A 14,841-nucleotide genomic window follows, 5' to 3' on the forward strand; every position below is an offset into this window, starting at 1 on the left:
GGGTGGGTCTCGACCGCGCGGTCGAACCGGTTGCGGGTGCGCGGCGCGGCGGCACTGGGCGCCTGGTGTCGCCCGCAGCCTGTCAAGAGGCGATTTCCCGGCCGTTGCCCAGGTGTGAACCCCGTGTTACCCGGGGCCGGTGTGCCCTGTCTCCGCGCCGGGGTCCGCGGCGGCACGGCGGACGCCGTCCAGGAAGCCCCGCACCGCCGCCAGTTCCCGTTCGTCGTATCCCTGGAGCAGTTCGACGGCCCGTCCGATCAGCGGACCGAAGGACGCCCACCCGAGTTCCACCGCCCGCTCGTCGACCTCGACGAGCACCCGCCGCCGGTCGCGCCCGTCCCGTACGCGCCGGACGTGCCCGAGCCGTTCCAGCCGGTCGACCAGGGCCGTGGTGCCCGCCGAGTTGAGCCCGAGGAGCGCACCGAGACGGCCGGCCGTCATCTCCTCCCCGGCACGCGAGGCGTCCATGAGGGCGATCAGGGCGCGCACGTCGGTCGGGTGCATGCCGTTGCGATGGGCGAACCGGACGCTGTGCAGGCCGAGTTCGACGGTCGTCGCGCGCAGGAGATGGACGATCTCCAACTCGGGTCCCTGGTGTGGCCGGTTCGCCATGCGCACCCCGATCGTCGGCTTGTATCTTGCTGGCCAAGTATCTCGCTCAGCGAGAGAATAAGGGCTCATGGACTCCTCCGCACACAGGACGCATGATCCGGCCGGGTTCCTCACGGCGTACGACGACCTGCTCGCGCGGTGGCCCGCCGGCACCCGGCACGGCACCGTGGCCACCGACTTCGGCAGCACCCGGGTGAACAGCTGCGGCCCGGACGACGGTCCACCGCTCGTGCTGCTGCCGGGTGGCCGTGCGACCTCGGCCTCCTGGTTCGCCAACGCGGCCGCCCTGTCCCGCGTCTTCCGCGTCCACGCCGTCGACCTGATCGGCGACGCCGGGTGCAGTGTTGCCGACCCGAGCCGCCCCGTCCGCACCGTCGGGGACCTGACGGCCTGGCTCGACGCGGTCCTCGACGGGCTGGGGATCGACCGGGCCGACCTGGCCGGGCACTCGTACGGCGGCTGGATCGCCCTCCACTACGCGTTGCACGCCCCGGGCCGTGTCACCCGTCTCGCCCTGCTCGATCCGACCCAGTGCTTCGCCGGGTTCCGGGCCGGCTATCTCCTGCACGCCCTGCCCATGATCCTGCGGCCCGGCGCGCACCGGGTCCGGGCCTTCCTGGAGTGGGAGACGGGCGGGGTGCCGCCCACCGCGTGGCTGCGGCTCCAGGAGGCGACGGCCGGCTTCCCGGCGGCCCGCCCGGTCACGGGGCCACGCCCGAGCGCCGCCGCGCTGCGCTCGCTGCGTACCAGGGTTCTGCTGCTCGTTGCCGCGAACAGCAGGGCCCATGATCCGCACCGGGTGGCCGCCCGTGCCGCCGAGTTGCTGCCGGACGTGGAGACACATGTACTGCCAGGGGTGTCCCATCACGCGCTGCCGTACACCGACCCGGCGGTCACGAACCGCCGCCTCCTGGAGTTTCTGAGCGGCTGACGTCACCCCACCTTCTCGATCACGGCCCGGCGGATCAGGAACTTGCCGGGCTCGCGGACCTGCTCGAAGGCCGCGTTGTTGAGCAGCGCACAGCTGCCGGAGACCGAAGTGACCGTCACCGTGGTGGACTTGTTGTTGTCCAGGTTGGTGACCTTCAACCTCGTGCCCGCCGGGAACTGGTTGCTCGACGCCGCGGGGGCGCCGGCCTCACCGGACAGCGTCACCGTCGAGCCCTTGCAGACCTGTTGGCCCGAGGCGTTCCCGGTGTTGCCCGCGGGGGCCGTCGTCGCGGGTGCGTTGCCGGCGGGCTGCGAGGCCTGAGGGTCCTGAGCCGACCCCCCGGCCTGCGCGGCACCGCCGGGCTGCGCCGCCCCGCCCGCCTGGACGGACTCGCCGACCTGGCAGCCCGACGCCTCCTGCTGGACCTTGATCTGGGCGATCACCGCCTCGCGGTTGGCGATCCGCGCCGCCGACTGGGCGTCCGGAGCGGCCTTCTGCCCGGCGATGAACGACTGGTTGTTGCCGAGCGCGGTGGCCAGCCCCTTGCAGACCGTCGAGTTGGACGCGTTCTGCACGTTCGCCGCGTTCGAGGTGGCCGCGAGGGCGAAGGCCCCGCTGCCGGCCACGGCGACGGCGGTGACCGCCAGTGCGATCTTCTTCTTGCGACTGAGGGTTCTCCTACGCGACATGCGCGCCTCCTGTCCCCGGCCGCCTTCCCCGGCGGCCGGTCGCGATAGGTACGCCGCTAGGTACGAGATCCCGAACGGGGTTGCTCAGCGGTTGCAGAAGTCACCGAAGTAACGTGGATCACACGGCAGTTGCGGCTCAGCGGGACAGGGCGTCGCGTACCGCTTCGTCCGTACGGGCGACGACGGCCGTGCCGTCCTCGGCGGTGATGATCGGCCGCTGGATGAGCTTCGGGTGCTCGGCCAGCGCACGCACCCAGCGGTCACGGTTCGACTCGTCCCTCGCCCACTCCTTCATGCCGAGTTCCTTGGCGTCGGCCTCCTGGGTGCGGGTGATGTCCCAGGGTTCGAGGCCGAGGCGGGTGAGCACGTCCCGGATCTCGTCCTCGGTGGGGACGTCCTCCAGATAGCGGCGGACCGTGTAGTCGGCGCCTTCGGCGTCGAGCAGGGTGAGCGCGCTGCGGCACTTCGAGCAGGCCGGATTGATCCAGATCTCCATGTCCCACACGGTAGTCGAAGCACCACTTCTCACGGGTGTCACAACCTCGTCCAAAGCCCTTGTGGCCAGCGGCTTTTGTCAGTGGGCGGCAGTAGAATAGAAGCAGTGTTCGAGGGAGTTGCCGGGCCGTCCGGACGGCTCCCCGCCGCGACAGGAGGATGCCCGTGCCCGCTGCCGCAACGAAGCCGAAACCGAACCGGTCCACCGCCCACCGGCAGATCCCGCTGGACCTGCCGTACGCGCCGGTGGCGAAACGCCCGCTCCCCGCGGGGCGGCCGCGCGAGTGGTACGTCACGCACAACCGGCGCCTGAAGGCGATGCGTCTCGCGATCGCCCTTCTCGACTCCGGGGTGTACATGGCGAATCAGGCGCGCAACGAGACCATACGGAGCACGGCGGAACGGATCGGAGTGCACCCGCCGTCGGACACGACGTGCCACATGGTGCGGGCGCTGATGAGGTACAGCCGCTGACCCCTGGTGCCGGGCGCCCTCCGGACGGGAGGACGCCCGGCACCGGTGCGGTGCGGAGGGCGTGCCGTCACGCGGACAGTTCCTTCTCCAGAGGTGTCCGGAAGCGCGGTGTCACCGGGGTGCCGGCCAGCCACGATCCGAGCCGGTCGGCCTCCGCCCCGATCAGCGACCGCTCCTCACGGCCGAGGCCCGCCGTCTCCAGCAGCCGCCACACCACCTCGCCGTCCGGTCTCCGGGCCCAGCCGCCCACCACGCGACCGTTCCACCACACCGTCGGACCCACGTTGCCGCTGCCGTCGAACAGGGCCGGGCGCAGGCCGGGGGAGAGGTACCAGTCACGCTCCTGCCAGCCCATCGCCGTGGGGTCCAGACCCGGGAGCAGGGCCGCCCACGGTTCGGCCGGCGACTCCACCGGTTCCGTGTCCTCGGCCGTCACATATGCAGTGGCCCCGCCGTCGACCGTCAGCGGCACCGCTCCGATCGCGGCCAGCGCCCGCCGGACGTCCGTGAGCTTCCACCCCGTCCACCACTTGAGGTCCGCCTCCGTGGCCGGGCCGCAGGCCGCCAGCCAGAGCCGGAGCAGTTCCCGCCGCGCCTCTTCTGGTGGCAGTTCGGGGTGGGGCGGGGCGATCGCCCAGCGGAACTGCGACGACGTCCACGCCCCCAGCGGACGACCGCGCACCACCCGTCCCTCGACGCCGAGGACCCGCATCAGACGGGACGAGACCGTGTGCGCGGCCTCGTAGCTCCTGCCCGCGCCGTACGTGAACCGCTCCTTCAACCGCGGTTCGTCCCGGGTGAGTTCGGCGACCGTCGCCTGTCCCCGCCGGTCCAGCGCGGCCAGCGCCGAGGCCTCCACCTCGGTGAGCCACTCCGCCGTCAGCCGGCCCTCGCTCCCGGTCACCATGTCCTTCACCAGCGCGGCCCGCGCCTTCACCGCGATGGTGAGTCCCGTCGAGGCGTGCACCACGGCCGCCAGCACGGTGGGGAACACGAACACGGTGTGCCGCATGCCGTGCATCCGCACCAGCGTGCGCTCCTCGTACAGCGCCCGCTCGACCTCCGGCACGGTCCGTCCCGCGTCCGCGAGCCGCGCCCCGACCGCCAGGTACACCGTGGCCGGGTCCGTGCCGTGCAGCGCGACCAGCGACCCGGCGACCTCCTCGGGTGTCTCGGCCCGCGCCGGAGGGGCCAGCCGCTGCCGCAGCGCGAGCCGGGCCCGCCGTTCCTCAGTGCCGATGTTCCGCCGCCCGCTCACGCCGCCTCCCCGCCGACCCCGTACGAGAACGTGACCATCCTCGTCGAAGCCGGCCCCTCGCGGGGCGCCGTCACCCGAAGCGCGGTACCCCGCGTGCGGATGTGCGCCCGATCGGCCTTGATGGAACCCATCACGGGAAGGCGGGAGAGGCGATGGCACGACACGGAATGCGGGGCATGGCGCGAGGTGCCGCGATCGTCGTCGCGGCGGCCGCCGTGCTCTCGGGCTGTTCCGACGGCGGCGCCTCGGGCACCGCGTCGCAGGCCGCCTCCGCCGCGACCAAGGCGGCCTCAGCCGCCGCATCCGCCGCCTCCGAGGCCGGGGCCGCCCTGGCGTCCGCGAGCACCGAGGCCGGCCGCAAGCTGGACCGGATCAAGGGCGGTGCCCACGCCAAGGCCGATGTGAAGCTGGGGGCGACCGCGGACGGGTCGGGAGGGCACAAGGCGGCGCCGGTCACCGTCACCAACCCGACGTCCGCGTCGCGCACCTACGCCGTGCAGGTCAACTTCAAGAACACCAAGGGCGATCTGCTCGACACGGTCGTCGTCACGGTCCCCGACGTCCCCGGTGGCGGCTCGAAGAACGCCACCGCGCTGAGCAACCGAGAGCTCTCGGGTGCTGTCACCACCTCCGTCGCCCGCGCCGTGCGGTACTGATCCGATGCCCGGCACCCACGCGCCAGGACAGCGACCGCCGGGCCCGCGCGGCCCGCGGTCGGGCCCCCGGCGCCCACCGCGTCCCGGCCCGGGGCCCGCGCGCCCCAGTCCCGTGGTCTAGAGCCCGTCGGCCAGTACGGCGTCCACGAACCGACGGCGGTCCTCGGCATGGTTGCGGAACCACAGGCCCAACCGGTGTTCCGCGCTGGGCAGGTCGAGCCGGGTGAAGGAGGCGTTCGCGGCGAGCGCCGCCGCCACCGACGCCGTCACCTCGGCCGGGATCACGGAGTCGGTGCCGGGCACCGCGAGCACCGCCCGGCCCCGGTAGGTGCGCAGCACCTCGAGCGCGGGTGCCGTACGCCAACTCCCCGGCGTGCGAAGGACCTCCGTGAAGCGGCCCGCTCCGTCACCGAACGGGAGCGGCCATGCGTCCGCCGCGTAGACGGCGGGCGCGCACAGGCCCAGCGCCACCACCCGCCGTCGGTAGTGCCGCGCAAGGTCCGCGACCGTCTGCCCGCTCATGCTGAAACCGACCAGAACCAGCGGCCCGTTCGCAGGTGACCGCGCGTCGATCACGGCGACGGCCTGCTCGAAGCGCCGCTTCAGGCTCAGCTCGGCCAATCGGCCGGTGCTTTCGCCGTGGCCGGAGAAGTCGAACGCGAGGCCGCGGCAGCCGCGCGCGACGAACTCCTCGAGCAGCGGCAGCAGTCGCTGTGTACTGCCGTTGCCCGCCCCGTGCAGCAGTACGGCGGTGGCGGCGTCCGGGTCGCCGTCGCCGCCGTGGACCCCGCTGAGTCGTTCACCGTCGTGTCCGTGTGCGAAAGAGGAGAACCCGATCATGGGTCCATTCACGCACAGTCACGACTTCCACCCTCCCCGATCCGCCGAATCGGGCGTGCGGGAAAAGGAGATGCACACCGAGTGACCGCCTCCCTACGCTGGACATGCGTACCGGAGCCGCCCACCACCGCTTTCCACCGGACCGGCATCACCCGGTGGACTCAGGGCTAATCTCTACGCACCGACGGCGGCCGCCCACCCCCAGCACCCCGTCGTATCCCCTTGGCACAACCACTCACCCACGCCCACGGAGGCCCGTCATGGGCACCTTCCTCATCGCCGGAACCGTCGTCCTCTTTCTCCTAGGGTTCAACAACCACGTCTGGTGGCTGGCCGCCGCCTTCCTGCTCTTCGTCTACGTGCAGTACGGACGGAACTCGTCCTCGGCGTCCTCGACGGGCTCGGGAGGCCCCCCGGCCGCGGCGGGCAACTACCAGCAGTACCGCGAGCGCCGTGACCAGCAGGCCAAGTGGGAGCGCCGTTACCGCCGCGAGCGCCCCTTCGAGTCCCGTCGTCAGGACCGGGACAAGAGCTAGTGACGCTGCCGGGCCCGTCCGCTCACAGGCCGGGCGCGCCCCAGACGGGGAACCAGCGGCCGAGGTCCTGCTCGATCCGCAGGTCGTCGGTCAGCGCGGCCTTGATCTGCAGTTCCAGCGCGTTGTCGCGCCGCTCGCCCGGTCCGGCGAGCGGCGCGAACGGATAGAAGGTGCCGCGCTTGTAGAGATAGACCAGGCCGAGCCGTCGCCCGCGCGCGTCCTGGAAGCCGGCCATCGAGCACAGCAGCTGGGGCCCGAAGCCGTTGATCTCCATCGCGCTGTTCACCGCGTGCAGATCGTTGACCAGGGCGGGCAGTTGGTCGGGGGTGCGGCGCGACACCAGCCAGGAGTAGCCGTAGTCGTCCCGCTGGAGTTCGACGGGCGGGCCGCTGCGATCGACGTCCGCGTCCAGCAGCGCCTGGACCTCGCGATTGGTCTGCGAGAACGCTCCGCCCTCGACCGTCGCGAAGCAGACCGCTCCGGTCCCGGTCGGGGTGAACCCGGCGGCGGCCTCGAGCGTGACCGCCGCCGACGGCAGCGCGAAGAGCTGGTCGAGATCGGGCGCCACCGGTTTTGTACGACCGAGCAGGATGTCCAGGAATCCCATGGGGGTTCAGACCGCCTTTCCCGGTGCCGCCGCCTCGCCCAGCTCCGTGGAGATGCGGCCGAGCTGCTCGAGCCGCTGCTCCAGGGTCGGATGGGTGGAGAAGAAACGGGAGATGCCCGGCTCGGCGCCGAACGCGGGGGTGAAGTAGAAGGCGTTGAAGGCCTGCGCGGTCCGCAGGTCCCTCGTCGGGATGCGGGCGATGTCCCCGCTGACCTTGGTCAGTGCGGACGCCAGCGCCGAGGGGCGCCCGGTGAGGTGGGCGGCGGCGCGGTCGGCGGCCAGCTCCCGGTACCGGGACAGGGCCCGGATCAGCAGGAAGCTGATCGCGTAGACGAGCGCCGAGATGCCCATCACGGCACCGAAGACGACGATCGTGTTCTGGTCCTTGCGCCCACGCCCGAAAAGCTCCGAGTAGAACGCGAACCGGACGACCAGCCCGGCGATCACCCCGAGGAACGACGCCAGCGTGATCACGGCGACGTCCTTGTGCGCCACGTGCGACAGCTCGTGCGCGAGCACACCCTCCAGCTCGTCGGGTTCCAGCCGCCGCAGCAGCCCGCTGGTCACACACAGCACGGCATGGTCGGGGTTGCGGCCGGTCGCGAACGCGTTCGGCATGTCCATATCGGAGACCGCGACGAGCGGCTTGGGCATGTCGGCCACCGCACACAGCCGGTCGACCACTCCGTGCAGCTGCGGATACTCCTCACGCTCCACGATCCGCCCGTGCATGGCGTACAGCGCGATCCGATCCGAGAACCAGTACTGCGCGCCGATCACCAGGGCCGCGATCACGACGACCAGCACCCAGGACTTCAGCAACGCGATCAACGCGGCGATGAAGGCCACGTACAGCAATCCGAGCAGAAACATCGTGACCGTCATCCGCACGGTCAGCCGCCGATCGCTCCGGAACCGGCTCTGCATCCTGCATCACCTCGCAGTACCCAGCAGTAAGGCACCCGTCCCACCCCCATTGTGCGCCCATCCCCACCCATGAACCCGTCCCGAACGACCCCACGGCAGGCAAAGAGTGTCGGCGAACGGGTGCCACGCGGCGGACGGCGCCCGGCCGGGTACCTGTGCGCGAGGGCCGACTCGGTCGAGGAGCCGACCGTCGACGTCGACGATCCCGAATCCGCAGGCAGGTGTTCTGCGAGTGACACCGCCACGGCTCCGTCGTCCATGGCCGTGCCCCCGGGGAGGTGGGCCGGGGCGCAGTCGGGCCCACCGCTGCTCACTTCTATGGTTCTCGCATGTCAGTCCCCGAGATCATCCCGATCGCCCACAACCCTGACCACCGGACCAGCACCATCGGGCGGTACGCGGAGGGCCAGTTCCTTGCCTCGATCACCTACGCCTTTCCCCGCGGGTTCGTCCCTGGCGACGGGTGGGAGGAACAGAAGCGCCTCTACGTCGTGCTCCATCGTTTCGACTTCGAGGGTCGGCACATCGACTCGGAGATCTGGTGCGCAGGCACATGGGCCGAGCAGCACAGGCGGCCTCACGACAGGGACTCCGTCTCTTCTCGAGCACAGGCACGGATGGCTGCCTTGCTCGACGGCCTTCCTCAGCGTGAGTACGGGGACATCGCGATCCGTCCATTTCGGCTGACTGCCGACGGCGTGGTCTTCGGCCTGATAACCGAGCGTCACGAAGACGATGAAGACGAAGACGAGTGGGCCGAGCTCTATCCCGACCGCCTCGGCTTTTACGCCCCCTGGGACGGCCGATACGACACCTGACGGCCCGGGTGCGTGTTGCGCTCGCTGCCACCGGGCCGGCCGGCACATGGCCGGCAAGGACGCTGCCCTTGTCCGTCGACATTGGTTGTTGTCGGTCCGCCTGGGGACGGCCCGCAGACGGCCTCGTGCCGGCGGATCTGCAGCGGGCTCGGTCCAACCTTTACCACCCGCAGGTTTTTGCAGAAATGGCACCGCCGGGGGCACCGGGGGGTATGAGAGGGCGCGGCACCCTCGGCCCCGCCCCTGCGGTGCAGGGCAGGACGGGGGCGGAACTCACGAGACGTGGATTCGGTGTCTGGCTTCGGCGTGTCCCGGTTCGCCGGGCGCGCGAGTTCGAAGCCCGGCTGCTACCGCCCGGCGGCGGAAAGCTGCACTGACCCCCAAAGCCTTGCGATCGCGGTGTGCGGACGGTCACCTGTCGTGATCCATGCCGGCAACCGAGTCCGCTCCTGAGCGGTTGCTTGCAGGAGCGGCGCTTCGATCGCCACCGAGCTGCTGCTTACGCGGTGGCTGTCGCTCGGCGACGGCGAGTGACTGCCGGACGGAGTCCAGTTGCGGCCGGGGCCGGTGTCACCGGGGTGCCGCGCCATCGTCCCGACGCAGTGGGGGGTATGGCGCGACCGGGGCGGGTGAGGTGAAGATGCCCCCAGGCACCGCATACGCCGGGTCGGGTGAGGTGAAGATGCCTCCAGGCACCGCATACGCCGGGTCGGGGGAGCGATAGAGGATGAGGGCCGGGGAGTCATCGCTAGGCGAGTCACCGCCGCAGACGGCAGGTTCCGACGTCACACGGCAACTCTGCACGGCGCTCTATGCGCGCCCGGCCTATGTCGGCGACCCCACCTCGTGGGGCGAGACGCGGCTGCTCCGGCTGATCAAGGACGTCCTGCGCGACCCGGCGCGCTCGGTCCCGTCATATGGTTTCGATCTGGTACCTGTGCTCGTGCACGGGGTGCGCGCCCGTCGGTGGCGGCTGCTTCGCCGGGTCGCGGTGGTTGCAGCGTTCGGCCTCGTCACGGCCTGGGCGCCGGTCTCGGCCCTGGAATGGTCGGGGGCGCTTGGCCTCGCCTGGGTCTTGGGCTCGTCCGGGCCGAGCTGGGCGTTGATACCGCTGATCGGGTACTGGGTGTTCTCGCTGGTATCGATGCAGCAACACAACAGTTCCTACGAGCTGTGGGTAAGCAGCGTCCAGCTCCCCTTTGTGCTGGCATCCGCCGTGGCCCTGGTGTACGTCATCGATGGGGTGGTCGCCCGGTCAGCGCGGGGGCAGGTGAGCAGGGACAGCGGCACCCGGGAACGACTGCCCTTCGTGGGGTCACGGGCCCGTAGACGTGTGGAGGCGGTAGGCACCCGGCAGAACGGCACCGCGCTGCCGTACGACGATCAGTGCCGCTTCATCGGCGCGGGCCAGGAAGCCCGGGGCGGGGCAGAAATCCGCGTGCCGCTGCGGCCCGCGCAACCCGAGCGGTCCGTCGTGGCGCTGCGCGACACAGAGGTATTGGAAAGCATCGGGGCCGCACTGACCGCCGCTGGCCACGCGGAGGGCCGCGTCGACAACGCCGACAGGACCGCCCCACTGCCTGGCTTCTCTGTGGCCCGGGTCATGGCCCTGCCCGCCGACCTGTGGCTGAAGCGCAGCCGGAGCGGAGCCGGGACGTCGGATATGACGGGAGGGCCGGATCGGCCGGAGCGGCCGTGGCTGCGGGCTCAGTGCGTGAGTTGGCAGGGGCAGGTCGTGGCGAGCCTCTTTGTGCACGCGGCGCTCCAGGCCCGTGAATTGCGGCTCACGCTGCGGCCACAGGTGATGGCACCGCTGCCGCCGGTACCCGAACCGGCCGGTGCTGCGGCGCTCGAGGGCCTGCGCGGTGCGGCGGGGCTGTGGCTGATGCTGTGGCGGCAGATCCGAAAGGCACCGGCGCGGGAGGCGGAGGATCCGGCTGAGCACGACGGCCCGCTGAGTCTGCGCGATGCGCTGTCCCTGACCGAGGTTTCCGACCTGCACCAGAAGGGCAGCGCCGAACGCCACATCGAGCTGATGCAGACCGCCGTCCTCAGTGCCCTGGAGACCCTGCTCGAACACCACGGCTGTACGACGGAAGCGTTCCACGACCGGCACACGGTGATGGCCAGCATTCAAGTGCTGGGCGACAGCCACGCGCCGATCCAACTCGCGGCGGGTGTGACGCTGACTCAGGTGGCGCAAACGGCGGGCACGACGCCCACCCCCGCCTCAACCGAAGGAGAACTCATGAGCCCGGGACTTCCGCACAGACACTCGTCCTCCGAGCCCGCACAGCCCTCGGGGTCCGGCATCAGCATCGGCGGCGACAACATCGGCAGCGTGCAGAACGTCTCCGGCCACCATCTGTCCCACGTCACACAGACCAGCACCGGCCAGGGCAGCATTCCGATCGACTCCGTCGCCGCCCTCCTGACCGCCTTCCGCACAGACATCGACCGCAATGCGGCCCTGCTGACGGACCCCGAGGCCCTGCGAGACCAGACGACGGTGCTGGAGGGCGCCCTGATGGAGCCGCAGAGCGACGGCTTCGGTGCAGCCCTGCGTACCGCAGTCCGTTCCCTGCCCGGACTGATCGCCGGAACGGCCGTCCAGCAGACGGGCGAGGCACTGGTGACGGCGATCAGACAGCTACTGGGCTGAGCCCGACGCTCGTACCAGGCGCTCGGCGGGCACGGTGCAGACATTCGTGCTGCCCATCAACTCTCATCGGCCCTTGCCGATGAAGGCTAAGGCGACCTCTGACTCCCAACCCGGTCGGGTCAGGTCAGCGCGCTTGCACGCGACCGCTTCGCTGCCACAGGACATCAGCCCGTCCGACACCACAAGACCGACCGGAGGGCCCTCCAGGCGTTACAGCCGAGCTGCCTCACGCCGGGGGCCCACCTCGCGGCAGCCCGGGCGAAACACCTGCGGCACAGTGGATTACCGCCCGCCCCATACCACTTGCACTTCGCTGTGCAGCGCGAACAAAGGCCCTCTTCGGCTTTCACGGCGCACATCACCCCGGAAGCCGGAGCCGAAAAGCCGAGGGCCGGCTCTCCCGGAGGGGAGAGCCGGCCCTCGGCTCGAAGACGGCCCAGGGGAGCGGATACCTGCTCTGACCTGGGGCGATATCACACGTCGAAGTAGAGCTCGAACTCGTGCGGGTGCGGACGCAGCTGCAGCGGGGCGATCTCGTTCGTGCGCTTGAAGTCGATCCACGTCTCGATCAGGTCGGAGGTGAAGACATCGCCCTGGAGGAGGAACTCGTGGTCGGCCTCGAGGGCGTCGAGGACGGCCGGCAGCGAGGTCGGGACCTGCGGGACGCCCGCGTGCTCCTCGGGAGCGAGCTCGTACAGGTCCTTGTCGATCGGCTCGGCCGGCTCGATCTTGTTCTTGATGCCGTCCAGGCCCGCGAGCAGCAGGGCGGAGAAGGCCAGGTACGGGTTGCCGGAGGAGTCCGGGGCGCGGAACTCGACGCGCTTGGCCTTCGGGTTCGAGCCCGTGATCGGGATACGCATCGCCGCGGACCGGTTGCGCTGCGAGTACACCAGGTTGACCGGCGCCTCGAAGCCCGGAACAAGGCGGTGGTAGGAGTTCACCGTCGGGTTGGTGAAGGCCAGCAGCGACGGGGCGTGCCGCAGGATGCCGCCGATGTAGTAGCGGGCGGTGTCCGACAGGCCCGCATAACCGGCCTCGTCGTAGAACAGCGGGTCGCCGTTGGTCCACAGCGACTGGTGGACGTGCATGCCCGAGCCGTTGTCGCCGAAGATCGGCTTCGGCATGAAGGTCGCGGTCTTGCCGTTGCGCCAGGCGACGTTCTTCACGATGTACTTGAAGAGCTGGAGGTCGTCCGCGGCGGCGAGCAGCGTGTTGAACTTGTAGTTGATCTCGGCCTGGCCGGCGGTGCCCACCTCGTGGTGCTGGCGCTCGACCTTGAGGCCGGACTTCTCCAGCTCCAGGCTGATCTCGGCGCGCAGGTCGGCGAAGTGGTCGACCGGCGGGACGGGGAAGTAACCGCCCTTGTAGCGGACCTTGTAACCGCGGTTGTCCTCGAGGGCACCGGTGTTCCAGGCGCCGGCCTCGGAGTCGATGTGGTAGAAGGCCTCGTTCGCGCTGGTGGCGAAGCGGACGCTGTCGAACACGTAGAACTCGGCCTCGGGACCGAAGTACGCGGTGTCGGCGATGCCGGTGGAGGCCAGGTAGGCCTCGGCCTTCTTCGCCACGTTGCGCGGGTCACGGGAGTACTGCTCACCCGTGATCGGGTCGTGGATGAAGAAGTTGATGTTCAGCGTCTTGTCGCGGCGGAACGGGTCGATCCGGGCGGTCGACAGGTCGGCGCGCAGCGCCATGTCGGACTCGTGGATGGCCTGGAAACCGCGGATCGACGACCCGTCGAAGGCGAGCTCGTCGTTCGGGTCGAACGCATCGACGGGCACCGTGAAGTGCTGCATCACGCCCGGCAGGTCGCAGAAGCGGACGTCGATGAACTTGACGTCCTCGTCCGCGATGAACTTCTTGGTTTCGTCGGCGTTCTGGAACATCCAGCTCCTCCTACTCCCGACCGTCCTCGTCGGGGTGGTAGTTCGTTCGTGCGGCCAGTGCGGTGGCACACGCTGCAGCCGACCATAAGGACGGGGCATTTCTCGGGCGTGACCCGTTTGTTTCTCCCAGGTTAACCAGCCCGAGGCTCGATGGCCCCGCCTGCATGCCCGTCAAAACGGGCGCAGTACCGTGGACGAGTGGACAACAGGCAAGCAATCGGATCCTGGCTCTCCGGTCCCCGCGCGGCCATGGAGGAAGCCGGGGCGGACCTCGGATACCGGGGAGAGCAGCTCGGGCTGCCGCAGGAGGGGCCGGGCTCGATCGCCCGCCCGGGCCGGCGCCTCGGCGCCCTCGCCGTCGACTGGGGCCTGTGCCTCTTGATCGCATACGGCCTGATCACGGACAGCTACAACCGTGCGGCCCAGGTCTGGGCGCCGCTCATCCTCTTCGGGCTCATCGCCTTCACCGTGAGCACGGTCGGCTTCACTCCGGGCAAGCGGCTGTTCGGACTCCGCGTGGTGGCCCTCGGCACCGGCCGCGTCCATCCGCTGCGCGCGCTGTGGCGCACGGTACTGCTCTTCCTCGCCGTCCCGGCGCTGGTCTGGGACCGCGACGGCCGGGGTCTGCACGACCGGCTGGCCGGAACGGTCGAGGTCAGGATCTGACGGTTCCGCTCGACGGGACAGACCATGGGCCCGGGGAACCTCGACGGTTCCCCGGGCCCGGAAACTTCGGTTGGGCACTGCGGCGGCGCTAGCGCATGCGGCCGCCCTTCGGCATCCGCATCCCCTTCGGCATGGGCCCCTTCGGCAGCGGCATGTTGCTCATCAGGTCGCCCAGCGCCCGCAGCCGGTCGTTCGTCGCGGTCACCTGGGGACCGGTCAGCACCCGCGGGTACTTCAGCATGGTCGTACGGAGCTTCTTGAGCTCGACCTGGCCCTCGCCCGTGCCCACGATCACGTCGTGCACCGGCACATCGGCCACGATGCGCGCCATCCGCTTCTTCTCGGCGGCCAGCAGGGTCCTGACCCGGTTCGGGTTGCCCTCGGCGACCAGCACGATGCCGGCCTTGCCGACCGCGCGGTGCACGACGTCCTGGCTGCGGTTCATCGCGACCGCCGGGGTGGTGGTCCAGCCCCGGCCGATGTTGTCCAGCACCGCCGCGGCGGCGCCGGGCTGGCCCTCCATCTGACCGAAGGCGGCGCGCTCGGCCCTGCGTCCGAAGACGATCGCCGTCGCGAGGAAGGCGAGCAGGAGGCCGAGAATGCCCACATAGACAGGGTGACCGAGCAAGAAGCCGATCGCGAGGAAGACACCGAAGGTGACGATTCCGACAGCCGCGAGTACAAGACCGATCTTCGAGTCGGCCTTGCGGGTCATCTTGTAGGTCAGGACGATCTGCTTCAGTCGCCCCGCGTTCGCAGCGTCCGCTGCAGTTTCCTTCCTCGCCAT

Annotated in this window: 16 protein-coding genes; 7 read left to right on the plus strand and 9 right to left on the minus strand. The window is 70.3% G+C overall.

Annotated elements, in window-relative coordinates; translation table 11 throughout:
* Positions 1–126 precede the first annotated feature (126 nt).
* Positions 127–612 (minus strand): MarR family transcriptional regulator, encoded by a 486-nt coding sequence (locus tag ACSHXN_RS29005; protein WP_356110740.1) that lies wholly within the window; start codon positions 610–612, stop codon positions 127–129.
* Between the two features lie 67 nt (positions 613–679).
* On the opposite strand from ACSHXN_RS29005, the gene ACSHXN_RS29010 reads away from it, so the two are divergent.
* On the plus strand, positions 680–1,543 hold the full coding sequence (locus ACSHXN_RS29010; protein ID WP_438304211.1) for an alpha/beta fold hydrolase: 864 nt from the start codon (positions 680–682) through the stop codon (positions 1,541–1,543).
* 2 nt (positions 1,544–1,545) lie between these two features.
* Here the strand turns inward: ACSHXN_RS29010 and ACSHXN_RS29015 are convergent, their stop codons facing one another.
* Both ACSHXN_RS29015 and ACSHXN_RS29020 read right to left on the minus strand, forming a co-directional pair.
* Positions 1,546–2,232: a hypothetical protein gene (locus tag ACSHXN_RS29015; RefSeq protein ID WP_355132239.1), complete on the minus strand. Its 687-nt coding sequence runs from the start codon at positions 2,230–2,232 to the stop codon at positions 1,546–1,548.
* Between the two features lie 136 nt (positions 2,233–2,368).
* Complete coding sequence (locus ACSHXN_RS29020) at positions 2,369–2,728, minus strand: arsenate reductase family protein (RefSeq protein WP_355132240.1); 360 nt, start codon at positions 2,726–2,728, stop codon at positions 2,369–2,371.
* Between the two features lie 164 nt (positions 2,729–2,892).
* On the opposite strand from ACSHXN_RS29020, the gene ACSHXN_RS29025 reads away from it, so the two are divergent.
* Positions 2,893–3,201 carry a hypothetical protein gene (locus ACSHXN_RS29025; protein WP_355132241.1) on the plus strand — a complete coding sequence of 103 codons (309 nt, stop codon included), beginning with the start codon at positions 2,893–2,895 and terminating at the stop codon, positions 3,199–3,201.
* Between the two features lie 67 nt (positions 3,202–3,268).
* Here the strand turns inward: ACSHXN_RS29025 and ACSHXN_RS29030 are convergent, their stop codons facing one another.
* A complete protein-coding gene (locus tag ACSHXN_RS29030; protein WP_438304214.1) occupies positions 3,269–4,459 on the minus strand; it encodes a winged helix DNA-binding domain-containing protein in 1,191 nt (396 codons plus the stop codon).
* Positions 4,460–4,611: 152 nt separating this feature from the next.
* On the opposite strand from ACSHXN_RS29030, the gene ACSHXN_RS29035 reads away from it, so the two are divergent.
* Entirely contained in the window at positions 4,612–5,115 is a 504-nt protein-coding gene (locus tag ACSHXN_RS29035; RefSeq protein WP_438304216.1) for a hypothetical protein, read from the plus strand.
* Between the two features lie 117 nt (positions 5,116–5,232).
* On the opposite strand, the gene ACSHXN_RS29040 is transcribed toward ACSHXN_RS29035, so the two are convergent.
* Positions 5,233–5,955, minus strand: coding sequence for an alpha/beta hydrolase (locus ACSHXN_RS29040; protein WP_438304219.1), 723 nt, complete (start codon positions 5,953–5,955; stop codon positions 5,233–5,235).
* A gap of 260 nt (positions 5,956–6,215) precedes the next feature.
* Between ACSHXN_RS29040 and ACSHXN_RS29045 the strand changes: the two genes are divergently transcribed.
* Positions 6,216–6,491 carry a hypothetical protein gene (locus ACSHXN_RS29045; protein WP_355132245.1) on the plus strand — a complete coding sequence of 92 codons (276 nt, stop codon included), beginning with the start codon at positions 6,216–6,218 and terminating at the stop codon, positions 6,489–6,491.
* Between the two features lie 22 nt (positions 6,492–6,513).
* Here ACSHXN_RS29045 and pspAB read toward each other — a convergent pair whose 3' ends face one another.
* Positions 6,514–7,098, minus strand: a complete 585-nt coding sequence (gene pspAB, locus ACSHXN_RS29050) for a PspA-associated protein PspAB (protein WP_356110732.1) — start codon at positions 7,096–7,098, stop codon at positions 6,514–6,516.
* Positions 7,099–7,104: 6 nt separating this feature from the next.
* Positions 7,105–8,025 (minus strand): zinc metalloprotease HtpX, encoded by a 921-nt coding sequence (gene htpX, locus ACSHXN_RS29055; protein ID WP_355132247.1) that lies wholly within the window; start codon positions 8,023–8,025, stop codon positions 7,105–7,107.
* 329 nt (positions 8,026–8,354) lie between these two features.
* Here htpX and ACSHXN_RS29060 point away from each other — a divergent pair, with 329 nt between their 5' ends.
* Together ACSHXN_RS29060 and ACSHXN_RS29065 are read left to right on the plus strand one after the other, a co-directional pair.
* Positions 8,355–8,843 (plus strand): hypothetical protein, encoded by a 489-nt coding sequence (locus ACSHXN_RS29060; RefSeq protein ID WP_355795510.1) that lies wholly within the window; start codon positions 8,355–8,357, stop codon positions 8,841–8,843.
* A 727-nt stretch (positions 8,844–9,570) separates the two neighbouring features.
* The gene (locus tag ACSHXN_RS29065) at positions 9,571–11,505 is read left to right on the plus strand and encodes a hypothetical protein (RefSeq protein ID WP_438304222.1); all 1,935 of its coding nucleotides are present in this window, start codon (positions 9,571–9,573) and stop codon (positions 11,503–11,505) included.
* A gap of 473 nt (positions 11,506–11,978) precedes the next feature.
* On the opposite strand, the gene glnA is transcribed toward ACSHXN_RS29065, so the two are convergent.
* Positions 11,979–13,388: a type I glutamate--ammonia ligase gene (glnA, locus tag ACSHXN_RS29070; RefSeq protein ID WP_355132250.1), complete on the minus strand. Its 1,410-nt coding sequence runs from the start codon at positions 13,386–13,388 to the stop codon at positions 11,979–11,981.
* 198 nt (positions 13,389–13,586) lie between these two features.
* On the opposite strand from glnA, the gene ACSHXN_RS29075 reads away from it, so the two are divergent.
* Complete coding sequence (locus tag ACSHXN_RS29075; protein ID WP_355132251.1) at positions 13,587–14,054, plus strand: RDD family protein; 468 nt, start codon at positions 13,587–13,589, stop codon at positions 14,052–14,054.
* 88 nt (positions 14,055–14,142) lie between these two features.
* Here the strand turns inward: ACSHXN_RS29075 and ACSHXN_RS29080 are convergent, their stop codons facing one another.
* A complete protein-coding gene (locus tag ACSHXN_RS29080; protein ID WP_355132252.1) occupies positions 14,143–14,841 on the minus strand; it encodes a DUF4191 domain-containing protein in 699 nt (232 codons plus the stop codon).

Origin of the sequence: Streptomyces sp. HUAS TT11 (assembly GCF_051553595.1) — a bacterium.
Lineage (GTDB): Bacteria > Actinomycetota > Actinomycetes > Streptomycetales > Streptomycetaceae > Streptomyces.